The organism is uncultured Psychrosphaera sp. (assembly GCF_947500655.1).
Classification (GTDB): Bacteria; Pseudomonadota; Gammaproteobacteria; order Enterobacterales; family Alteromonadaceae; genus Psychrosphaera.
In genome coordinates this window covers 1-22,617 of record NZ_CANMSK010000020.1, presented here as the reverse complement: position 1 = coordinate 22,617, position 22,617 = coordinate 1, and the positions used below count along the sequence as shown (strand labels likewise).

The 22,617-nt window shown below is 37.4% G+C and carries 25 protein-coding genes and 1 tRNA gene; 7 read left to right on the top strand and 19 right to left on the bottom strand.

Annotated elements, in window-relative coordinates:
- Positions 1-25 precede the first annotated feature (25 nt).
- Positions 26-1,441, top strand: coding sequence for a DNA cytosine methyltransferase (locus Q0940_RS14575; protein ID WP_299270059.1), 1,416 nt, complete (start codon positions 26-28; stop codon positions 1,439-1,441).
- A 12-nt stretch (positions 1,442-1,453) separates the two neighbouring features.
- On the opposite strand, the gene Q0940_RS14570 is transcribed toward Q0940_RS14575, so the two are convergent.
- Both Q0940_RS14570 and Q0940_RS14565 read right to left on the bottom strand, forming a co-directional pair.
- A complete protein-coding gene (locus Q0940_RS14570) occupies positions 1,454-2,206 on the bottom strand; it encodes a TdeIII family type II restriction endonuclease (RefSeq protein ID WP_299270056.1) in 753 nt (250 codons plus the stop codon).
- 958 nt (positions 2,207-3,164) lie between these two features.
- Positions 3,165-3,241: transfer RNA gene (locus Q0940_RS14565), tRNA-Trp, on the bottom strand.
- Between the two features lie 166 nt (positions 3,242-3,407).
- On the opposite strand from Q0940_RS14565, the gene Q0940_RS14560 reads away from it, so the two are divergent.
- The 3 genes from Q0940_RS14560 to Q0940_RS14550 all read left to right on the top strand — a co-directional run bounded on the left by Q0940_RS14560 (position 3,408) and on the right by Q0940_RS14550 (position 5,709).
- Positions 3,408-4,226, top strand: coding sequence for a putative RNA methyltransferase (locus Q0940_RS14560; protein WP_299270053.1), 819 nt, complete (start codon positions 3,408-3,410; stop codon positions 4,224-4,226).
- 173 nt (positions 4,227-4,399) lie between these two features.
- Positions 4,400-4,912 carry a peroxiredoxin gene (locus tag Q0940_RS14555; protein WP_299270051.1) on the top strand — a complete coding sequence of 171 codons (513 nt, stop codon included), beginning with the start codon at positions 4,400-4,402 and terminating at the stop codon, positions 4,910-4,912.
- Between the two features lie 29 nt (positions 4,913-4,941).
- Positions 4,942-5,709, top strand: a complete 768-nt coding sequence (locus Q0940_RS14550) for a hypothetical protein (protein ID WP_299270048.1) — start codon at positions 4,942-4,944, stop codon at positions 5,707-5,709.
- A 55-nt stretch (positions 5,710-5,764) separates the two neighbouring features.
- On the opposite strand, the gene Q0940_RS14545 is transcribed toward Q0940_RS14550, so the two are convergent.
- The 16 genes from Q0940_RS14545 to Q0940_RS17110 form a co-directional block, all read right to left on the bottom strand.
- Positions 5,765-6,505: an alpha/beta fold hydrolase gene (locus Q0940_RS14545; RefSeq protein ID WP_299270045.1), complete on the bottom strand. Its 741-nt coding sequence runs from the start codon at positions 6,503-6,505 to the stop codon at positions 5,765-5,767.
- 113 nt (positions 6,506-6,618) lie between these two features.
- Positions 6,619-7,110: a GNAT family protein gene (locus Q0940_RS14540; protein ID WP_299270043.1), complete on the bottom strand. Its 492-nt coding sequence runs from the start codon at positions 7,108-7,110 to the stop codon at positions 6,619-6,621.
- A gap of 44 nt (positions 7,111-7,154) precedes the next feature.
- Positions 7,155-7,559, bottom strand: coding sequence for a DUF1801 domain-containing protein (locus tag Q0940_RS14535; RefSeq protein WP_299270041.1), 405 nt, complete (start codon positions 7,557-7,559; stop codon positions 7,155-7,157).
- Positions 7,560-7,637: 78 nt separating this feature from the next.
- A complete protein-coding gene (locus Q0940_RS14530) occupies positions 7,638-8,111 on the bottom strand; it encodes an NYN domain-containing protein (protein ID WP_299270191.1) in 474 nt (157 codons plus the stop codon).
- Between the two features lie 138 nt (positions 8,112-8,249).
- Entirely contained in the window at positions 8,250-8,645 is a 396-nt protein-coding gene (locus tag Q0940_RS14525; protein WP_299270038.1) for a DUF2750 domain-containing protein, read from the bottom strand.
- A 50-nt stretch (positions 8,646-8,695) separates the two neighbouring features.
- Positions 8,696-9,034, bottom strand: a complete 339-nt coding sequence (gene fdx, locus Q0940_RS14520) for an ISC system 2Fe-2S type ferredoxin (protein WP_105053455.1) — start codon at positions 9,032-9,034, stop codon at positions 8,696-8,698.
- Between the two features lie 88 nt (positions 9,035-9,122).
- Positions 9,123-10,997 carry a Fe-S protein assembly chaperone HscA gene (gene hscA / locus Q0940_RS14515; protein WP_299270034.1) on the bottom strand — a complete coding sequence of 625 codons (1,875 nt, stop codon included), beginning with the start codon at positions 10,995-10,997 and terminating at the stop codon, positions 9,123-9,125.
- A gap of 50 nt (positions 10,998-11,047) precedes the next feature.
- Positions 11,048-11,566 carry a co-chaperone HscB gene (hscB, locus tag Q0940_RS14510; RefSeq protein ID WP_299270031.1) on the bottom strand — a complete coding sequence of 173 codons (519 nt, stop codon included), beginning with the start codon at positions 11,564-11,566 and terminating at the stop codon, positions 11,048-11,050.
- A gap of 113 nt (positions 11,567-11,679) precedes the next feature.
- Positions 11,680-12,003 carry an iron-sulfur cluster assembly protein IscA gene (iscA, locus tag Q0940_RS14505; RefSeq protein WP_299270029.1) on the bottom strand — a complete coding sequence of 108 codons (324 nt, stop codon included), beginning with the start codon at positions 12,001-12,003 and terminating at the stop codon, positions 11,680-11,682.
- 34 nt (positions 12,004-12,037) lie between these two features.
- Positions 12,038-12,415 (bottom strand): Fe-S cluster assembly scaffold IscU, encoded by a 378-nt coding sequence (iscU, locus tag Q0940_RS14500; RefSeq protein ID WP_299270025.1) that lies wholly within the window; start codon positions 12,413-12,415, stop codon positions 12,038-12,040.
- Positions 12,416-12,503: 88 nt separating this feature from the next.
- Entirely contained in the window at positions 12,504-13,718 is a 1,215-nt protein-coding gene (locus Q0940_RS14495) for an IscS subfamily cysteine desulfurase (RefSeq protein WP_299270022.1), read from the bottom strand.
- Between the two features lie 63 nt (positions 13,719-13,781).
- Complete coding sequence (gene iscR, locus Q0940_RS14490; RefSeq protein WP_299270019.1) at positions 13,782-14,255, bottom strand: Fe-S cluster assembly transcriptional regulator IscR; 474 nt, start codon at positions 14,253-14,255, stop codon at positions 13,782-13,784.
- A 146-nt stretch (positions 14,256-14,401) separates the two neighbouring features.
- Positions 14,402-15,217 carry a serine O-acetyltransferase gene (gene cysE, locus Q0940_RS14485; RefSeq protein WP_299270016.1) on the bottom strand — a complete coding sequence of 272 codons (816 nt, stop codon included), beginning with the start codon at positions 15,215-15,217 and terminating at the stop codon, positions 14,402-14,404.
- A gap of 11 nt (positions 15,218-15,228) precedes the next feature.
- The gene (gene trmJ, locus Q0940_RS14480) at positions 15,229-15,948 is read right to left on the bottom strand and encodes a tRNA (cytosine(32)/uridine(32)-2'-O)-methyltransferase TrmJ (protein WP_299270013.1); all 720 of its coding nucleotides are present in this window, start codon (positions 15,946-15,948) and stop codon (positions 15,229-15,231) included.
- A 151-nt stretch (positions 15,949-16,099) separates the two neighbouring features.
- On the bottom strand, positions 16,100-17,020 hold the full coding sequence (locus tag Q0940_RS17115) for a serine hydrolase (protein ID WP_363323588.1): 921 nt from the start codon (positions 17,018-17,020) through the stop codon (positions 16,100-16,102).
- 140 nt (positions 17,021-17,160) lie between these two features.
- Entirely contained in the window at positions 17,161-17,322 is a 162-nt protein-coding gene (locus Q0940_RS17110) for a pentapeptide repeat-containing protein (RefSeq protein ID WP_363323585.1), read from the bottom strand.
- A gap of 588 nt (positions 17,323-17,910) precedes the next feature.
- Between Q0940_RS17110 and Q0940_RS14470 the strand changes: the two genes are divergently transcribed.
- Both Q0940_RS14470 and Q0940_RS14465 read left to right on the top strand, forming a co-directional pair.
- Complete coding sequence (locus tag Q0940_RS14470) at positions 17,911-20,388, top strand: M1 family metallopeptidase (protein WP_299270007.1); 2,478 nt, start codon at positions 17,911-17,913, stop codon at positions 20,386-20,388.
- A 100-nt stretch (positions 20,389-20,488) separates the two neighbouring features.
- Positions 20,489-21,034, top strand: coding sequence for a DUF6702 family protein (locus Q0940_RS14465; RefSeq protein WP_299270004.1), 546 nt, complete (start codon positions 20,489-20,491; stop codon positions 21,032-21,034).
- Positions 21,035-21,058: 24 nt separating this feature from the next.
- On the opposite strand, the gene Q0940_RS14460 is transcribed toward Q0940_RS14465, so the two are convergent.
- Positions 21,059-21,421 carry a MerC domain-containing protein gene (locus Q0940_RS14460; RefSeq protein WP_299269999.1) on the bottom strand — a complete coding sequence of 121 codons (363 nt, stop codon included), beginning with the start codon at positions 21,419-21,421 and terminating at the stop codon, positions 21,059-21,061.
- 205 nt (positions 21,422-21,626) lie between these two features.
- Here Q0940_RS14460 and Q0940_RS14455 point away from each other — a divergent pair, with 205 nt between their 5' ends.
- Positions 21,627-22,433: a peroxiredoxin family protein gene (locus tag Q0940_RS14455; protein ID WP_299269997.1), complete on the top strand. Its 807-nt coding sequence runs from the start codon at positions 21,627-21,629 to the stop codon at positions 22,431-22,433.
- Positions 22,434-22,617 lie beyond the last annotated feature (184 nt).

The following is a 22,617-nucleotide window of genomic DNA, read 5'->3' as shown; positions in this document are numbered from 1 at the left end:
ACAGGTTTCGCAAAGGAAACTCACAATGAGTACCGAAATTAGCATTAAAGATGCAGCCAAGCAACTAAATATTAGTGAACAAAGGGTTAGAACACTTTGTAGGCAAAACGAGTTAAAATCCCATAAATTTGGAACTTCTTGGTCAATTGATAAGAAAAGCTTAAGTGAGTATGGTCTGAAGACAGCTCACACAGTTGCTGAAGATCACCCCGCATATAACGTTGAAAACAAAAGACCTATTGCTCTCAGTTTTTTTTCAGGTGCTATGGGATTGGATTTAGGAATTGAAAAATCAGGGTTTGATATAAGATTAGCTTGTGAAGTAGACAAATTTTGTAGGCAAACAATTGCAATAAATAAACCTAACTCCGCATTATTAACAGATATAAATAATTACTCTGCCAAAGATATCAGAAAGGAAGCTGGCTTAACCGAAAAAGATGATATTGATCTTATTATGGGTGGCCCACCATGCCAGGCTTTTAGTACAGCAGGAAAAAGAAAAGGATTTAATGACGATAGGGGCAACGTTTTTTTAAAATATATAGATTTATGTTTAGAGTTAAAGCCTAAGTATTTTGTTATCGAAAATGTAAGAGGGTTATTATCATGTCCTATGGAGCACCGTCCACATGAAATGCGTGGAGAAGGTTTTCCTGAACTTGGTGAAGATGAATTGAAAGGTGGTGCTTTAAATTACATCATTAACCGCCTAGAAAATTCAGGATATGGTTACGCATTTAATTTATATAACTCTGCTAACTTTGGAACACCGCAAGTCAGAGAACGTGTAATAATTGTTTGCTCTAGAGATGGACAAAAACCTCCATATTTAATGCCTACTCATTCTGAAGATTCTGCCTTTGGTTTACCTAAATGGAATGTATTAAAGGATTGTATTGGGGATATTAAGAAACATGATCATCTCAACTTTCCAGAAAAGCGATTGAAATACTACAGGATTTTAACTAACGGGCAAAATTGGAAAAATTTACCTACTGAACTGCAAAAAGAAGCAATGGGAAAATCATACTACTCAGGTGGTGGTAAAACTGGTTTTTTACGTAGATTAGCATGGGAAAAACCAGCTCCTACGTTAGTAACTCACCCTGCAATGCCCGCAACAGATCTTGCTCACCCAGAAGAAGATCGACCGATCTCTATACAAGAATATAAAAGAATTCAAGAGTTTCCTGATAACTGGCTTCTAGCTGGACCACTTGTTCAGCAATATAAACAGGTTGGAAATGCAGTACCCATAGGACTAGGCTTTGCTGTTGGCAACTTAATCATGAACCTCATTAAGGGCGTTGGCTCAATAGCAATTGATGGATTTAAATACTCTAGATATAAGAAAACTTCAGATACTGAATGGAAAGAAGAGTTTTTAATTAGAAAAGAAAAATTAAAATCAACACAAATTAATAAGCAGGCTGTTTAAGCCTGCTAGAAATTAAAACCCTAACAGTGTTTGTTTCGTTTCTTCGCCTACTTCGGCAAAGATTTGAAGAAGGACTTCATAAAACCCTTCTCCACCAAGAAAATCCCAATAATCTTTGCCGATTAAAACACATTCATCTTTATGCATATCATACATCTTCATTGGAAATGAATGGTTATAGTCCTCTCTCTTTAAACCGTGAGGATTATAATATAGAGCAAAGAAAGTATTAAAACTGGAGTTTTCAGCCTTAAGTAATAACATATCTTTTTTAGCAATTTCGGATTGATCTAAATTTGGTGTAACTGTTTTGATCGAGATAAAATACTCAGTTTCACCTTTTTTTAACCACAAATCTGAAATAACTCTTCGAACAACAGTATCTCCTTTATTAAAGGCTGCTAAGGTCTGAATTTCTTTTGTCCAATTTGGTTTTTGGTTACCACTACGAAGTGCAGAACATATCCTTTCAACTTCGTCAACCGCCCCTTTATATAGGTTTAGAAGTGTCTCTTTTTGTCGTGCGGCCTCAAAGCCATTTTGTTTTGCTACTAACTCAGAAATCTTTTCAATTGGCCCTTGGCCAAATGAAGTTGAAAATGATCTTTCAAATGACGAGACCTTAACAATATCTTCGGTTAATAAAGCCATATGAAATGGTTTATGTGACTTTTGTTCTGCTATTTTCTTTGTCGTTCTAGAAATAGCTCCAGCTACACAATCTGCTAAAATTTTCTTTATTTTAATTTTATCTTCTTCTGTCAAGATATACTCCATTTCAATTCATGACTTTGCTAAAGCTCTAACATGTTTATATCGAGCTAATCGCGCGTTTTTCTACAGAGTCATCGTTAACTTTTCTTATTCATCTATTTCTACCAGAGTCGTTAACTAATTACTATAAAAAGTAATTTACATGAATCGTTTAATTGGTAATTGGTCAAAAGTGAGAGATTAGTTTGTTCTCCTGACTATGGGAGAAACAGGCATACAAAGCTGTAATGCTTTTGCTTTTGCTTTTAAGTCTCTATCCAAATATTCCTGAAATAAAATAAGTTTTCCACAATATGAGACAGGACGTCGAATAAGGGATGGTTTTTCACATCAAGGATGATGGGATGTCATCAAAACAGGGATGTTTTATTAGATGACCAGGGACGATTTTCCAATCCTTTTTTATAAACAAAAATAACTATTTAATGAAGTATTGGATTTTGTTTGGAAGCGGCGCATTGTTTCATTATAAGAGACGCCTACCTTTTTTGGCTGTTGAAAAAAGGTATGGTCGCCGAGGGGCGAAACCTTAGAGCACGTGTAAATACGATTTAAGAATTATGATGCTAAAAGAATTGGAGAAATAGATATAAAAATTGAAGTTATGAGATTTTAGGTTTTAAAATGAAATTTAAGAAATATGATATATAGAAGAAGTAACTTGGCAGGGGCTTCGATCCTCGAACTCCCAACCATCGCTGCTTTTATAGAAAGTGGAGACCGCTGTTCTACCAATTACCAACTCAAATTTCAGACACAAAAAAACCGCTTTACGCGGCTAATTTCAACTTCGAATTGGCAGGGGCGGAGAGACTCGAACTCCCAACCATAGCTGCTTTTATAGAGAGTGGAGACCGCTGTTCTACCAATTATTAATGGACTAATACTGTAACTTTGAATTTATTAAATAAGTGATGTTTGTAACAAGAAGGATAAATCAGAAGTAACTTGGCAGGGGCGGAGAGACTCGAACTCCCAACCATCGGTTTTGGAGACCGCTGTTCTACCAATTGGAACTACGCCCCTGCATCGAAGTTGCGCCAATTATACTTAGCAACGCCACAAGGTAAAGCTCAATTTTAAATATTTTTGATTTTTGTGTATTGAACGCTGTTTTATTAGCCAAAATCACGTACTAACAGACTTTTGATGCGGTATACTGGCAACAAATACAGCCTAATAAACCTATATCATGATCAAAACGCCTGAATTTAACTGCCCTATTTGTTTTACCAAGTTACAAAAAACAGGCAACAGCCTGGTTTGTGATAACAAACACATGTTTGATTATGCCAAAGAAGGTTATGTGAATTTATTGCCGGTGCAATTAAAAAACTCGCTGCAACCAGGTGATGATAAAAATATGGTGTTGGCACGTCGTGAATTTTTGTTATTAGGCCATTATGATTTCTTACGTCAGGCATTAATGAAAACACTACTGGCATTACCGCATAACAATATTATCGATTTAGGTTGTGGTGAAGGTTACTACACTGACTTTATTCAGAGCCAAACACCTGAGACTAATGTATACGGTGTCGATATTTCTAAGTCAGCGGTTAAGTACGCAGCCAAACGTAATAAACAAGTGCATTACTGTGTAGCCACTAACTCACATGTCCCTTTTCCTGATGATTTCTCTGATTTGATTGTGAATGTATTTGCGCCTTTAATTGGTAAAGAATGTCAGCGCATATTAACGCAACAAGGACGTATAATATCGGCATCTCCGGGTGCCCAACATTTAATTGAATTAAAACAGTATATTTACGACACGCCAGAACTGCATAACGCAGCAACACCGCCGGAAGGTTTTGAACTTGCAGATATTCAGCAAATAACACAACAAGTGACACTTGCTAATCCAAAGGATGTCGAAAACTTATTAACCATGACACCGTTTGGATGGAAGATATCTGAACAGAACAAACAAAAGCTTTTATCCAAGCTGCCATTTCAATTAACGCTAAGCTTTTCGTTAAATCAGTTTGTTCCAATTACTCTAGTTTAAAAGTCCTATTGTCTGTGTTTACCACAACAGTTATTGTGGAAATGGGTAATTCAGGTTAACTTTGTTAGTAGAGTTTTTGCGCACTTGCTATTTAGTAGCAAGTTATTGTGAACCAAATAAATAAAGCAAACGTATATTACGCTGTTCCTAAACTTACCAAGACGGATAACCACATGAACAAATTAATCACTTCATTTATTACTATTACATTATTGTTATTAAGTAACTTAGCGTCTGCAGAGCTTTCTGTTGGCGATCAGGCACCAGATTTTAAACTAGAAGCCAGTGATGGTAAAACCTATCAACTATCTGACTTTAAAGGTAAAAAAAGCGTAGTATTAGCTTGGTTCCCACGTGCATTTACCAAAGGTTGTACCATTGAATGTAAGTCATTAGCAGATAATGGGCATTTATTAAAAGAGTTTAACGCTCAATACTTTATGGCAAGTACTGACGAATTATCTAAAAACAAAGAGTTTGCGCAAGAAACCAAAGCAGATTTTCCGTTATTAAGTGATGCAAACGGTGATGTAGCTGAAGCTTATGGTGTAAGTTTTATGGGATACGCAAAACGTCATACTTTTTATATTGATATATCTGGTAAAATTGTAATGATTGACCGTAACGTACGTCCGGCAACATCAGCAGAAGATATGGCTAAGCACATGGAAAGACTGGATTTTTAATCTTATATTAAAAATATTTCCAGTGAAAAATGCAAATAAATAACAGGTTTAAAAACGCTATGGTAATGATCATAGCGTTTTGCCTTAATGCTTGTTCCAGTAAAACAGTGTATTTGTTTAATACTGGTTACCCGCTAGATTCCGTTAATCAATTGTCTGAACAACTGGTGCTGTTAGGTTATGAGGTTGAGCCAGTTGATGCTGAAATTCCAATAGATTTTTCTAACACTGCGGTTGCCACTCACCCTGTATTTGCAAAGCCTGATGACTTAGCCACTATTGAACAGATACTCAAAGAGCAACACTTTCCAGCTCCACATTTTTATCAATTTGCTCAAGGTAACCATTTTTATGGTTCTGTTAATATTGGATTATATTTACGTAATGGTGAGCAAACAAAAATGCCTCCAGTAATGGGAGGTAAAAAATGTAAAATTAATGCTGGCGACATTGCTGATGATGCGGATATTAAAATTACAAGCCTCAAAGGCGCCTACAGAATATTTAACGATGCGACGTTAGAATTTTTCAGAACCGGAGACGTTAAATTAGAACTCGAAGTTTATATCAATGGCGAATACTTAGAAGGTAGTCATCGTGATTACACTGGTAAATACATCGCTAAAAATAAAACCGTTAAACTTATGTTTGATGAGTTTGAAACACAAACTCTTAACATAACGAAAGCTATAGTTGATACCCATGTAGGAAAACGTAACGCTAGACGGATAAGGTTTCACACTCTTGCGAAAAACTCCCCGTTAGAAGGTTGTATGTTTGAAGCTATTTATGACTGAGTTAATACAACTAAGACTTTAGTCACTAATACCCACAAACACCTTCCTTATTATCTTAATGCTTAAACACACCTTTTCGTAAGAAGTGAATCGTTTGTTCAGCGACTTCTTCGTTATAACGCATCTGCGCATGATTCACTTTAATGGTAATAAAATCACTCATGTTCTTTAATTTAGTTGACTCTACAGACACTAATCCATCGTTTGGCCCTGTAAACTTATCATTGGTTAAGCTAGATGATTCTGTACCTGCGATAACACCAAAGTTCACCTCTAATTCACCCAAACTATTTCCTAAGCTATTATCACCTGTCATCATTGCTTGGGTTATGCCTCCGGCGATATCCATTAACCATGAATCATTAAAATGATCGGCCAATTCACTGCCTTTATTTGGCGTGCCCATAAGTACAACTTCACCAAGCCTTTCTTGCCCTATTTTATCGAGATTATTTTGTAAATAAGCCCTAGTGATCAATCCACCAAGCGAATGTCCAACAAAATGAATTTTAGGTGCATTTACAATACAGGCGTCTATCTGCTTGCTGGTTTCTGCCAAAACAGAGCTAACACTCTCACCCAAAGTATCATAATCTAAACGACATACTTTATAACCTGCATCTTCCAGCTGCTCGGCAAGACGCCACATAGCCCAGTCACTTCGCCCTAAACCATGGGCGAGGACAACAAGTTCATCATCAGGTTGAAATGTCAGCGTTCTTGCTTCAGAGTTAGCACAACCTGATACTATAAAGACAGTCAGTAATATTACCGTGGTAATAATGGTTTTGAGCATTTGTTTTACCTCAATTATCATTTTATATTTGGGGGCAGATGAAAAATTATTTTTACTTATTGTCTAATTTTCCCATATTAAAGCCAGCTTTTTGATTTGCTCCCCAATATCAGTTATTTCAACAGCTTTGCCATTAAACATTCATCAAAATATTGGCCATTTTTATGTGAAGCATGTTTTAAAGTGCCTTCATAAACAAATCCATTTTTCTCTAGTACTCTAATTGAGGCTATATTTTTAGCCACCACAGAGACAAACAATCTGTTTAACTTATTTGTACCAAACAATAACTCGACAAACTGCTTTACCGCTTCTGTCGTTATACCTAAATTCCAGAACGCTTTTCCAATCCAGTAACCTAACTCGGCACTATTGGCGTATTCAAACTGGCCTACTGTGGCTGAAATGCAACCAATAAACTCACCTTTGTACTCGATGGCTTGAATGTATTCACTCTGATTTGCATGCTCAATCCACCATAATGCATCGGTGTTTGTGTAAGGCGTGGGAATTGACGCTGTAATATATTGTGTCACTTCTGGCGTATTTAAGTACGAAACTAAGAGTTCAGCATCTGAGGTTTGAAACTGTCTAAGGGAGATCATCGCGCTTTATCTTCTAGCTATAAGTAAAAATATTAAACCATGGTTTATGCACCAAGCAAAGGCAAGTGTTTTACTTTTTGATAGGTTAGCGCCAACGTGAGGCAATGTTTAATCTTAGCTTCTTCTAAAGGCTGGTTCAGAGTTAACACTATTGCCCTATTACCTTGAAACTCCAGCACGTCGCTATACAACTCTCTAAAGGTATCTACTAACTTGGTTTGGCAGTTAAAGAACAAGTAATAATTATCTGGCGTTGCCGCTTTCCAATCTATTCTTATTGGACTGCCTGTTTTTACTTTAAAGCTAGGCTCGCCCCACTTTAGTGTTTCTTCAATATCACCAAGCTCTAGTTCATCAACTAGTGAGTAAATGAGTTTACGCAAAGCGTTTAAGGCAGTTGAAATATTTGCTGGATATTGGGAAAGCTTGTTTTGAATTACGTCTGTCATATACAAGACCTCAGAGTTTAAACCTTAAAAGTCGATATTTAAAAGTCAGGGCTTATTAACAATAGACGCGACTCTTTTTTACTTCAACAAGTTAGATTCTATTGCAGTAAATTGATCAACGCTTTTGATAAGTGATTGAGCTGTTAATCTTTGCACGCCGATAACTTGGGTTTTGACTTGGTATTTTTCTTTAATTTTATGCATTAACAAATCAAAGTCGCCGTCGCCAGATAATAGAATTATATGATCTAATTGCTCAGCGGCTTCCATAATATCGACTGTAATACCGACATCCCAATCGCCTTTGGCAGTGCCATCACTGCGTTGGATAAAAGGTTTGAGTTTGATATCAAAGCCAATATGTCTTAATGCATCTTGGAACTTACGTTGGCCGTCGTTATTACTAGCAATAGCGTATGCGTTGGCAATGTTAATATTGCCTAAATAACTAATATCTTGCCAAAACTGGCGGTAATTAAACTGGCGATTAAAGGCTTGTTTGGTGGTGTAGTAGATGTTTTGAATATCAACAAAAATGCCGATTTTTGGCATACTGTTTTCTAAAGCCACTTTTGCCAGCTGCTCTTTTTCAATTGCTGCTTTTTCAAGTGCTTTTTTTTCAATAGCTGCTTGCTCTAGCTCAGCAGCGGTTGGCTCTTTATATTCAAATGGCGCATCTGAGTCTTCCACTTATTTTACCTTAATTGCCATTTGCTTAATTTCATCATCCAGCTCAGTTGGATATAACACTGCGCCTTCATCATCTGGTAATGGGAATACCACAACGGATAATTCGTCTTCTTCAAGGCCCGTTGTCCACTTCTTGTGCCATTCGGCTAACGGAATAGATTTAGCTTCAAATCCTTCCCATTCGTTGGTGGCCCACATTTGTGCAAACTCTTGGTTTGGCCATACTGGAATACAATCTTCTTCGTCCGTTGTTACCATGACCGAACCATGCTGATCCGTTAATATCCATATTTCTTGATTGGCAACCACTTGTTTTAATAAGTATTTACATCTTTGTTCCGCATCAAAATTCAGTATTTCTGTTTTGCGGCTCGGTTCTAGTGGTTGACTGCTCATTGTATTTCCTAATTGCTATTACTGATGGCTAACTGCTTTGCTAACAAAATCTAGTGATTTTCTTTTGCGTGATTTACTGTGTACTTTGGAATTTCTACCACTAAGTCTTCATCTTTAATAATAACTTGGCAGCTTAAACGAGACTCAGGCTCTAAGCCCCAAGCACGGTCTAACATATCGTCTTCTAATTCATCACTTTCGTCTAATGAATCAAATCCTTCACGAATGATCATGTGACATGTTGTACAAGCACATACTTTTTCACACGCGTGTTCAACGTCAATGTCGCTTCTTAAAGCAACATCTAACACAGTTTCGCCTTTTTTAGCTTCAACTACAGCACCGTCTGGGCAAAGATCTTCGTTTGGTAAAAATATAATTTGTGGCATGTTATTACTTCTCTATAAGTCGTTAATCTGTTTTACTTATTTTGCTGCGTTTACACTTAAAGCTTACTCATTCGGTTAAAATACAGAGTTAAACTTTATCTACTGAATGACCAGTAAGTGCAACTTTAATACTGTTTTCCATGCGTCTTGCAGCAAATGGTTGACTAGTATCATCTAAAAATTTAATCGCATGTTTAATCGCTTGGCCGTCTGTGCCTTTGGTTGCTAGCTTTAGCTTACCTATGGCTTGTTCAATCGCAAGTTGGTCGTCATCTAATAACAACTCTGGTGATTCTGTCATTGCTGCGTCTAGTGCTTCCATCATACGAATAGCATCAACTTGTTGTTCACGTAACATACGCGCTTGAATATCTTCTTTGGCGTTAGTCATTGATGATTTGATCATGTCGGCAATTTCAAATTGCTCTAAACCATAAGACGGTTTTACTTGAATTGAAGACTCTACACCCGTTGATTTTTCAAGTGCGGTAACACTTAATAAACCGTCGGCGTCAATATTAAACGTTACTCGTATAACGGCAATCCCAGCGGTTAATGGTGGAATATCTTTTAATACAAATCTAGCTAATGAACGACAGTCGTCCACCAATTCACGTTCACCTTGCAACACGTGAATTGCCATCATAGTTTGCCCATCTTTGTACGTGGTAAACTCTTGCGCTCTCGCCACTGGAATTGTGGTATTACGTGGTATCACTTTTTCAACCAAGCCGCCCATGGTTTCTAAGCCTAGCGATAATGGCGTAACATCTAGTAACAGCATGTCTGAATCTGGTTTGTTACCTGCTAATAAATCAGCTTGAATTGACGCGCCAATAGCAACAACTTGGTCTGGGTCAATTGAGGTTAATGGTTCTTTGTCAAAAAATGCTTTTACTTGCTCACGAACAAAAGGAACTCGAGTAGAGCCACCAACCATAACAACTTCTAACACTTGGTCTTTTTCTACATCGGCATCTTTTAATGCGCGGCGACAACTGCGTAATGTACTTTTTACTAAGTCGGCAATTGAGTTTTCAAAGTCTTGTTTACTAAAGCTACCACTAATCTTTTGCGGTGTAGTTTCAGATTCAATTTCAATCTCATAATCCACACTGTCAATGTCAGATAATTGCTCTTTTATCTTGCAACCTAAGTCAGCTAATTTACGTAAACTTTTGGCTGATAGTTCAGTGTCTATTCCGGCTTTGGCTAAAATAGACTCAACAATTTTACTGTCAAAGTCATCACCACCAAGTGCGGTATCGCCACCGGTTGATAACACTTCAAACACACCTTTGTTTAAACGTAAGATAGAGATATCAAAGGTACCACCGCCTAAGTCATAAATAGCAACAATGCCTTCTTGACCAGAGTCTAAACCATAAGCTACGGCTGCTGCTGTTGGTTCATTGATAAGTCTTAATACGTTTATGCCAGCTAATTGTGCAGCGTCTTTTGTTCCTTGGCGTTGTGCGTCGTCAAAGTGAGCTGGTACGGTAATCACCGCTCCCACTAAATCGCCACCAAGTGTACTTTCTGCTTGTTGTTTCAATACATATAAAATTTCAGCAGAAACTTCAATTGGGTTCTTTTCACCTTGAGAAGTAAGTAGGCTTAACTTGTTTTCTTTTTCTACAAAAATATACGGTAATTTGCCATAAGTGGATTGAATGTCAGCTAATCCACGGCCTAAAAAGCGTTTAACCGATACTATGGTATTTTCAGGATCGTGTTCAGCATTTGTTTTAGCGTCAAAACCAACCGTTACGCTACGATCTGCGCCGTAGTGCACAACAGACGGTAAGCTAAAACGACCTTGAGAGTCTGGTAATACTTTTGCTTCACCACTTCTTACCGATGCAACTAATGAATTGGTTGTACCTAAGTCTATACCGATAGCCAGTTTATGTTCATGAGGGTTAGCACTTTGGCCCGGCTCTGCTATTTGTAATAATGCCATGTAATTTCACCTGTATTTCTTATTTTCCGCTCTTATAACGAACAGTCAAATTAAAAGTCGAGAAGTTTTTCTTCTATCTGTTGTGCTTCGTCTTTTAGTTTGTAGATAAATCTTAATTTTCGTACGGCATCTGCCGCTAGCTCGTAAGAGCCTTGTTCAAATTCCGACTCAAATTTTGTTGTGTATTCTGTCATTAATTTTTTGATGTCAGCATAAAAACGGTCAAATGCAGCTTCAATATCCGAGGCCGATTCTAGTTCTTCTAATTCTTCACGTAATTCCATTTGCTGCATTAAGAACACACCATCACGAATTGTGTGTTGCTCATGACGGACATCAAAACCATGTTCTGACACCATATACTCTGCACGATTTAATGGTTTTTTAAGTGTTTCGTATGCGTCGTTAACTTCTGAAGCTCTTTGAACTGACAATAACTTTTCATTGTCTGACGCATTGGCGTGATTATCTGGATGCACTTTTTTTTGAATTTCGCGGTATCGCTCAAGCAGTAAGTCAGAGTCAATTTGAAAACTTACTGGTAATTCAAACAAGTCAAAAAATCGCATTTATAGTCCTTTGAATTTGGTCTATCAGAAACAGATAAGGCCACGAATAGATCATGGCCTTAAAAAATAGTAATTTAACCTAGTCCGAAAACTTTGTCATAAAAACGATGCGCTTAAACAGTAAAGCTTTCACCACAACCGCATTCGTCTTTTTGATTTGGGTTGGTAAATTCAAACCCTTCGTTTAAGCCATTTTTAACAAAGTCGAGTTGAGTGCCATCTAAATAAACTAGGCTTTTTGCATCAACAATAACTTTAACGTCTTCATGTTCAAACACAGTATCGCCTTCTTCTAGTTCATCAACGAACTCAAGAACATAAGCTAAGCCAGAGCAACCTGTGGTTTTAACACCAAGTCTTAGCCCTAAACCTTTACCACGATTATCTATAAACGTTCTAACGCGATTTGCTGCTGCGTCAGTTAAACTGATGGCCATGTATTACTGCTCCCAACCCAAACTAGTCAGTTAATTACTTTTTTGATTTATAATCTTCAATTGCTGCTTTAATGGCGTCTTCTGCCAAAATAGAACAATGAATTTTTACCGGTGGTAACGCTAACTCTTCTGCGATTAAAGTATTACTTAACTTTTGCGCTTCTTCGATTGATTTGCCTTTTACCCACTCAGTTACAAGCGATGAAGAAGCAATGGCAGAGCCACAACCGTAAGTTTTAAATTTAGCGTCTTCAATTATGCCGTTTTCACTGATCTTTAATTGAAGTTTCATAACGTCACCACATGCTGGTGCGCCAACCATACCGGTTGCAATTGTTGGATCGTTTTTATCAAAAGAACCAACGTTACGAGGGTTTTCGTAATGATCTATTACTTTTTCACTATAAGCCATTTGAAGCTCCTTAACCGTTTATCGGTTAGTATAATGTGTACAGGCTTGCAGCGTACTTATGTAACGCTGCATACTAATATATTGTGTACTAGTGGGCTTCCCACTCAATCGTACTTAGGTCAACACCGTCTTTAAACATTTCCCATAACGGAGACATTTCACGAAGTTTATCTATTGAATTATTTACTTGAACAATTACGTGATCAATTTCTTCTTCTGTTGTAAAACGACCAATACTGAAACGGATTGAACTATGTGCTAGTTCATCAGTTAAGCCTAATGCGCGTAATACATAAGATGGTTCTAAGCTGGCTGATGTACATGCAGAACCAGACGATACTGCCATGTCTTTTAATGCCATTATCAAGCTTTCGCCTTCAACAAAGTTAAAGCTGATATTGAAGATACCTGGTACACGATGTTCCATATCACCATTTATATACGTTTCTTCAATGTGTTTTACGCCTTCCCATAAACGAGCACGTAAAGCTTCAATGTGCTTAGTATCTTTTTCCATGTCTTCTTTTGCGATACGGAATGCTTCACCCATACCAACAATTTGATGTACCGGAAGTGTACCAGAACGGAAACCACGTTCATGACCGCCACCGTGCATTTGTGCTTCTAAACGAATACGAGGTTTACGACTTACATATAATGCGCCGATACCTTTAGGGCCATAAATTTTATGAGCAGAGAAAGACATTAAGTCTACTTTTAACTCGCTAAGGTCAATTGCTACTTTACCTGCACTTTGCGCGGCATCTACATGGAATACAATTTTACGTGAACGACACAATTCACCAATTTTAGCGATGTCTTGAATAACACCAATTTCGTTATTAACATGCATAATGCTAACTAACACAGTGTCATCACGCATTGCTGCTTCTAATACATTTAAGTCAACAAGACCGTTTGGTAACACGTTTAAATATGTAACTTCAAAACCTTGACGCTCTAATTCACGACAAGTATCTAAAACCGCTTTATGTTCGGTTTGAGCAGTAATAATGTGCTTACCTTTTTTAGAATAAAAGTTTGCTGCACCTTTTATTGCTAGGTTATTTGACTCTGTAGCACCAGATGTAAATACGATTTCGCGAGGATCAGCATTAACTAATTCGGCAATGTTGTTACGAGCTATATCAATTAGCTCTTCTGCTTGCCAACCGTAACGGTGAGAACGAGAAGCCGGATTACCAAACGTGCCATCCATAGTCAGACACTTCATCATTTCCTCTGCTACACGAGGGTCAACAGGCGTTGTTGCCGCGTAATCTAGGTAAATTGGTAATTTCATTAATTTCTCCACGTGTAATAATTGCGCTCGAATTTTATCAAGCGAAACGAATTCTTTAAATATTTATATGTTGTTAACGGCTAATTGTTCATTAGTTAAAGCTGCTTTATCTTGTCGCTTTGCGACATCTTGAACGTTATTACGCTCAACTAATTCGCCCAAACTAATATCGCTTAAAAAGCTTTCAATTCGGTCGCTTAAGTCAGACCATAAATGGTGAGTTAAGCACCTTGTACCGTTTTGACAATTTCCTTTGCCCTGACACTTAGTTGCGTCAACACTTTCATCAACCGCTGCAATAACGGCTCGGATTGAAATATCGTTTGCATCTCTACCTAAAAAGTATCCACCACCTGGGCCACGTACACTGCTAACTAGTTCGTGCTTACGTAATTTTGCAAACAACTGTTCTAAATAAGACAGTGAAATACCTTGGCGCTCTGAAATGTCAGTTAATGGAACTGGACCTGCATCTGTATGCAAAGATACATCTAACATTGCAGTTACTGCATATCGACCTTTAGATGTTAGTTTCATTACCAGACCTCATGTAAAATGGGTGAATTAATAGGAAGTAATTAGATACATAAACTTTATGTCCGGCATTTTACAATCCTGACTAAATTAGTCAAGTAATAATACCCGACTAAATTAGTCGGGTATGTTTATTGTGTTCTCTTATACTAGATCTCAGGATCGAATGAAGACATTGTTGACTCACGTTTCTGAGCTGCTTTTTCACCAGCTTCAACAAATTCTTTTTCTTCAATATCAATGTCGGGTAGACTTTTAGTACAAATATCCGATCCCATTTTATTCATTTCAGAACAAACCTTGCCAAGCTTTTCATCCATTACAGAAATATGGTCAAGCATTCGGCCAATGGCGTTTGCCACAGGATCTGGATTATCGTAAGAAACAGCATAAGCATCAAAACCATATTTTTGGGCGATTTTACTGCGCTTCTCACTGGTTTCTTTGTCTTTTTTGTTAACCACAACACGTCCAGGAATACCTATAACAGTGGCGTTTTCTGGCACTTCTTTAACCACTACTGAATTTGAACCAATTCTGGAATTAGCGCCAATTAAGATAGGCCCTAGAATTTGAGCGCCGGCACCAACAACAACACCGTTAGCTAATGTTGGGTGACGTTTACCGCCATTCCAACTTGTTCCACCTAAAGTAACGCCATGATAAAGCGTAACGTCATCGCCGATTTCCGCGGTTTCACCAATAACCACGCCCATGCCATGATCAATAAAGAACCTCCGACCTATCGTTGCCCCAGGATGTATTTCTACACCAGTTAACCAACGAGTGATGGTTGAAATAAAACGAGCTGTCGACTTCCAGTTTTTAAGCCAAAGTTTATGCGCTAGACGTTGAAACCAAATTGCATGAAGACCTGGATAATTTAACAGGATCTCAATATTGCCACGAGCTGCTGGGTCACGACTGTATACACTGGCTATGTCTTCTTTTATACGTTCAAACATTGGCGCTGACTCTATTTATTAGTTTTGTTAATTGAGGTTAATATGCCACGTAATATATTTAGCTCGTGAGCTTCTGGACGAGCACGATTAAATAAACGACGTAACTTAGGTATGACTTGACCTGGGTGTTGTTTGATCATAAACCCAGTATGCATTAGTGACTCTTCTAAATGCGTATAAAAACCTTCCAACTGCTCACCATTTGGGTAGTCAATTTCAATGATTTCATCTTCTTTATCTTGTTGTTCCAAGAACTGCATACGTACTTCATAACTTAACGTTTGAACTGCCATCGCAAGATTTAATGAAGAGTAGTCTGGATTTGCTGGGATATGTACATGGAATTGGCATTGTTGTAACTCATCATTAGTCAGTCCTGAATTTTCACGACCAAATACTAAAGCAACTTTATGCTTTTTACCTTCACTAACAACTTTGGCACCACATTCTCTTGGGTCAACCATAGGCCAAGATAAAGTACGAGAGCGCGCACTGGCTGCAATTGATAATTCACAGTCTGCAATAGCTTCTGCCAAAGTAGACACTATTTTAGCATTACCTAAAATATCTGTAGCACCTGCAGCTAATGCTGAAGAATGACTATCTGGTGGCTGCACAGGATCCACGAGGACAAGATTAGACAAGCCCATAGTTTTCATTGCTCTGGCTGCAGAGCCAATATTTCCAGTATGTGAGGTATTAACTAATACGATTTTTACGTTTTCTAACATTTTTAGATTTCTTGCCACAAAAATTTGGCAAGATATTAGCACAAACACTAATGCGTATTAAGGAATATTACTAATACAAAATTGAATAATTCCCTACCTTTAAATATAAGAGAGCTGTAATTAGACTTTTAATATTTAAATTAGGAATAATTTAATGCGTAATATCTAACAAGGCGCTGTAATTACTTGCCATAGGATAATCACCCGCTGTCCAACCTAAACGTACAAATACTAAATTGGAAGATGGAATGATCATAACTGATTGTTGACGATTGCCCATCATGGCATAAGCATCATTTGGTAATTCTGGCCAGCGTAATTTATTGTTACTATTGTTACCACCAGCATTAAGCCAAAATTGATAGCCATAACGTTTGTCATTGTCACTTAAGTTTGGTGTTGTCGCTCTTTTCACCCAATCTTTACTTAATAAACGTTGACCATTAATTTCACCTTGATTAAGCATAAGCAAACCTAATCTTGCCCAATCACGACCAGATGAATAAAGATATGAACTGCCAACAAAAGTCCCTGTTGAGTCTATTTCAAATATGCTGTTAGCCATACCTAACGGGTTAAATATCTGCTCAAATAAATAGTTAACACTTAGTTGGCTATCATTACCCAGTTTTTCATGGATAAATCGAGACAATAAGTTAGCAGTACCCGAAGAATAAGAAAACTCGGCTCCCGCTTGGTGCATTAACGGGCTGACTATCGCAATGTCTGATGCACTTGGTGCCGTAAATAACATACGTGTGGCGTCACTACCCGGCGCATAGGTTTCATCAAATTTTAAACCTGAACTCATTTGCAATAATTGTTGTAGTGTTAGTTTTGACCTGTCATCGTTTTGCCACTGACTGAATAAATTTGTTGGATTAGGCTTAATTGCATTTATAAACTCTAAATGCCCTACCATAATGGCTGTTAAGCTTTTGGCCATTGACCAACCTAATAATGGCGTATTTTTAGTAATATTGGGACCATATGACTCTGCTAATATGTGCCCGTCTTTGATCACTAACATGGCGCGTGTGTTATAACCTTTTTCATTGTCAGCTCGAACCATACTGTCTAACGTTTCCTGAATAAATGGAGCGTCGTAGCTTGCCTGATCACCTAATGGCCACTCTTCTAGTTCTGGATTTTCAATATTTTGCACAGAAATGCTATCTAGTTCTGCCGTTATATCTGTATCAATAGTACAACCTAAACCTTCACGGTAAGTAGCTGAGGTTTTAGCAATTCCAAACAGATCAGCTGTAACACGTTTTGGGCTATCCCATTGAGTCTCGTCTTGATTAGATTCGTATTGGCTAAATTGGTATTGACTAAATTCGTCCTGCTTAAGCTCTTCTTGCTTAAATCCATGCAACTTAGAGCTACCTTGATATTCCATAGTCACCATATTCACCACGGGAGAATAAGATGCTAAATCTGTTACGGTTTGCTCTTTACTAAAGCCAGAAACAAAATAACTTGAGCAGCCCAGCTTAGCACTTAGTGCGGTACTAACACTGATAGCGTGACCTATATTTAATAAGGAAAACCCGAGTATTGATGGTGCCGCAGCAAACAGGAGTACAGTTAAGACAATAACCGTATACAATATTTTTTTCATATTTTAAAAACCTAATCAATATTTAGTAACAATTAAATGCACGTTTAACGAATTAACCAACAAACTAAACAAAAACAATTATTTATGCAACTTTACTGACAACAAGTTGTTCATTAATCCCGCAGGAACTGTTGCATTTTCAATCTCGAAGTAGGTGCGCGCACTAATTTAGTACTTATACTGTCATTGTTTCAATACGATGAATGACTTTGTACATACGACAAAGAAATACCATTTAAACACTTTATTTGATAGTCTATTTAGTTAAAATTGGTATGAATACAAGGACTTTAATTCATATTAATTTACACACCCATAATTATAAAATAGCTTGGAACATGTCTATGAAAAACCATAACCTTCGACGCTTACTTACATTGGTATTTGCAATGGCCGTAAGTGCGACTGCAAGTGCGAGTGCAGTAAAACAAACTAAAGGTGACTTTGAAGATAAATTCCGTCAATTAGACGAAATCCTTCCAACACCAAATGTATACAGAAATGCAGCTGGTGAACCAGGTGAGAATTATTGGCAGCAACAAGTCGATTACAAAATCAAAGTAAAACTTGATGAAAAGAAACGTCGACTAGATGCATCACAAACAATTGATTATAAAAATAACTCTCCTCACACTCTTAAATACCTTTGGTTGCAACTAGAGCAAAACAAATACCATGCAGACTCTATCGCTGAAGCGGGTAATTCTTTTGGTGGTATTGGTCGTCGTGGTCCAGCGGCATCTGCAGGCGGTGGTGGCAAGCCAGCAAAACTAAGTTTAGGTGAATTACGTCGTCAACAATTTCTAGACGATAACGAATTAGGTTATGACGTACTAACAGTAAAAGATGATAGTGGTAGAACACTAAAAACGACTGTAGTAGGCACTAACTTACGTATTGATTTAAATACACCATTAAGACCTGGTAAATCTGTTACTTTTAACATGAAATTTGGTTTTAATATTGTTGAAGAAGATGCAGTATCAGCTCGTTCTGGTTATGAGCATTTTCCTAAAGATGCACGCAAAGGTGGCAACGACATCTTCTTGTTAGCACAATGGTTCCCTCGTTTACATGCTTATACTGACTATGAAGGTTGGCATAACAAAGAATTTCTTGGACGTGGTGAATTCACATTAGAATTTGGTGACTACAACGTTGAAATTACAGTTCCAGCAGATCACATTGTTTCTGCAACGGGTGAATTAGATAACCCTAAAGATGTATTAACAAGTACACAACGTAAACGTTTAGAAAAAGCAGAAAGCGCTAAACGTCCTGTATTTATTGTAACGCCTGAAGAAGCGTTAGAAAAAGAAAAAACAGCGACAACAAAACTTAAAACGTGGAAATTTGAAGCGAAAAACGTACGTGACTTTGCTTGGGCTTCATCTCGTAAATTTGCATGGGATGCAAAAGGTTACAAGCAAGGTGGAAAAGATAGACCATTCGTAATGGCTATGTCTTTCTATCCTAAAGAAGGTGGTGAGTTATGGGAAAAATACTCAACTGAAGCAATCGTTCACACGATGGAAGTGTACTCTCGTTATTCTTTTGATTACCCATACCCAACTGCACAGTCTGTAAATGGACCTGTAGGCGGCATGGAATATCCAATGATCACCTTTAACGGCCCAAGAACAAAACTGCAAGATGACGGTACTCGTACTTATACTCAAGCAGAGAAAATATTCTTAATTGGTGTTGTTATTCACGAAGTGGGTCACATTTATTTCCCAATGACAGTTAACTCTGATGAGCGTCAATGGACTTGGATGGATGAAGGCTTAAACAGTTTCTTAGATGCTATTGCTTGTCGTGAGTGGGATGAAACTATTCCTTGGGGTGTTGAACCACGCTATATCACTGATTACATGAAAGGTAACGTTCAAGTTCCAATCATGACTCAGTCAGACAGCGTATTAAAACTAGGTCCAAATGCTTACTCAAAACCAGCCTCTGCATTAAACATTCTTCGTGAAGTTATTCTTGGTCGTGAATTATTCGACTTTGCTTTCAAAGAATACGCGCAACGTTGGAAATTTAAACGCCCTACTCCATCTGATTTCTTCCGTACAATGGAAGAAGCGTCTGGTGTTGACTTAGATTGGTTCTGGCATGGCTGGTTCTACACAACAGATCATGTTGATATTTCTGTAGATGCCGTTCATAAAATGGAACTAGACTCTAAAAACCCTGATATCGACTTCCCTCGTTTCCGTGATATCGAAAACGACAAACCTATGCCTCGTTTTGTTTCTCAAAACAAAGCTGAAGGTAAAAAGTCTTGGGTTGAATCTAACAAAGATATAACTGACTTTTATGACGAAAACGACCGTTTCACGGTTACTAATAAAGACAGAAACTCTTACAACAAATTCCTTAAAGGTCTTAAGCCTTGGGAAAAACGTGTATTTGAACGCGCTATTGAAGAAAACAAAAATTACTACGTAATTGATTTCTCAAACAAAGGTGGCTTGGTTATGCCTATCCTTCTGCAACTTACTTATGCAGACGGAACAGTGGAAGACCAGTATATCCCAGCTGAAATCTGGCGTCGTACTCCTAAAGCCGTTAAGCGTTTAGTTGTGACAGAGAAAGAGCTTGTAAGCGTTGTTGTTGACCCAACGTGGGAAACTGCTGATGTAGACAACGAAAACAATATCTATCCTCGTCGTATTATCCCTTCACGTGTTGAAGCGTATAAAGCAAAACGTAGTTCAGGTAAAAATAGTACTCGTCGTGACATCATGCATGAGATCACTACTAAGCTAAAAACTGACGAAGACAAAAAAGATGACAAGAAAGAAGATTAATCTAAATAAGATCAACAAATCTTAATTAGCACTTCTTTTCGTTATTCATTTTAAATAAAATGCCCGAGCTAATTCGGGCATTTTTTATATGAGAATACTTATGTTTAACCGACTATGTTTTATTTCACTGTTGATACTAACCGCTACGTTTAGTAACCCAACTTTCAGCCAGCAAGCTAATACTAAACAAGAGAACGCCCATAAATTAAAAACAGCATTTACGGTTGTCTTATTTAATGAACGAACCAATAACCTAGAAGTTATGCACAGATTTTATCTACACGATGCAGAAGAAGCTGTGTGGGAAATACTCGATAAAAAAGCAGATATTATTGCCAATCCAGAAACTCAGAAAGAATTTGCCGCTTATGTCACTCAACGTTTTGCTTTAAAAGACCAAAACGGTAAAGACATAGATTTAGATTTAGTTGGATTTCAAAATGATGCTGGTTACTTTTGGGTGTATCAAGAGATCAAACAGCCTGAAGGTTTAACTCAATTACATATCCGTGATGATTCATTAAGAGATATATGGACAGAGCAATTTAATGTAGTAAATATTGAAGGACTCAATGATGTAGTTACGCTAAGTTTTTCCGGTTCAGATACTTGGTTATCAGCTGACTTAGTAAACCCTACTGAATAAATGCCAATAACAAACAGGTTAAATCTATAACGTAGATTTTAATTTTTTACGATTAATTAAATGCGCACTGATCACAAAAATACTACCAATAATCGTTAATACCGTTTCTGTTGTATCACCAATTGAGATAGCAATAGTTAAAGTAATAATGCCTAAAACGGCTAATATTGCTGGATTACGATTATGGTGTCTTTTGTATGCCTTAGGTAGGCTAAACGCTAGAATTAAAATAATAGGCGTTAACAAGGCAGCATGCATCCACTCTTCATGTATAGCTTCAGCAAAATGACTTAATCCTAAACTAGCGCCAAATGCCAATAATAATATAGGTAAAAAACAATGGATCATGCATAAAACTGACAACCATGCACCTAATACGTCACGCATTATAATTCCAACTAAAAACTTAAGGATTGATATAATATAACATTACATTTTTAAGCGCCACATTTTAATTGTTTAAAAGTAAGTTGCAAACCAAAATAACTATCTCCAGCCTGCACAATATTAATAATGTAGATTAAACAGATTGACTTTAATTTACCAAACGATACAATTCTTACCAATCGGTATAAAATAAGAGTTTACAAATATGATCTATTCAACTATTGGCTTCTTAATTTTAGTTATGGCATTAGTCCATTACTTTTCTAAGCTAAAACAAAACCAAACGCCTAAAAATCCTATGTTGCTAAAAAGTGCAATGCTTGTGGGGTCGGCTCTATCAATTTGGTCTTTGGCAACGCTTCACTATCAGTTAGATCTAAACACAATATTAGTTTTGCTTTTTACAATTAATACCTTATCTACGTCAGCCATCTTTGCTTATTTTTTAGCAACTAAAGCCACGCCAATTGGTGAGATAAAAATTAAAGTTGGAGATATGTTGCCAGCTTTTAAAACGGCAGGATTTGATTCAGACTCGCTAATTGGTAAACGTACTTTATTAAAATTCTACCGTGGTTCTTGGTGTCCATACTGCTCAGCTGAACTGGTTATGTTTGAAGAATTAACCTCCAAATTAAATGAATACGGTGTACAAATTGTTGCAGTATCTAACGACTCAGTTGAAGAGCAAAAACTTCACTTAGAGCGTGATAACATAAGTCATACTTTGGTTTCAGATCCTGAGCTAAATATTATTAAACAGTATGGTGTAGAGCATCACAAAGGCCTTGGCGCAACTGCAGCTGATACCGTTAGCGTATTTGGTATCGCAATGCCATTACCTTGGAAAATGCGTTTTAAAGCCATGGCAATTCCAACCTCAGTTTTAGTTGATCAAAAAGGTGAAATTGTGTGGATAGACCAATCAGATGATTACCGTTTACGCGCAAGTGAAGATGCAGTAATGGGAGCGGTAGCATCACACTTTAATAAAGCAGATGCCCCTGAATAAATACATAGGTATTTATCAACAACAAGATAGTTATACCAATTGTATTAATACCTGATTAGAGTCGTTTTTAAATTACACCTTTTTCAATAAAGAAAGCCAACTTATGTTGTAATGCCAGTCAGTTAAGCCGACTGGCATTTTTATTTCCGTTTTTGGGATACTTAGACGGTTTTGGCTTTACCCA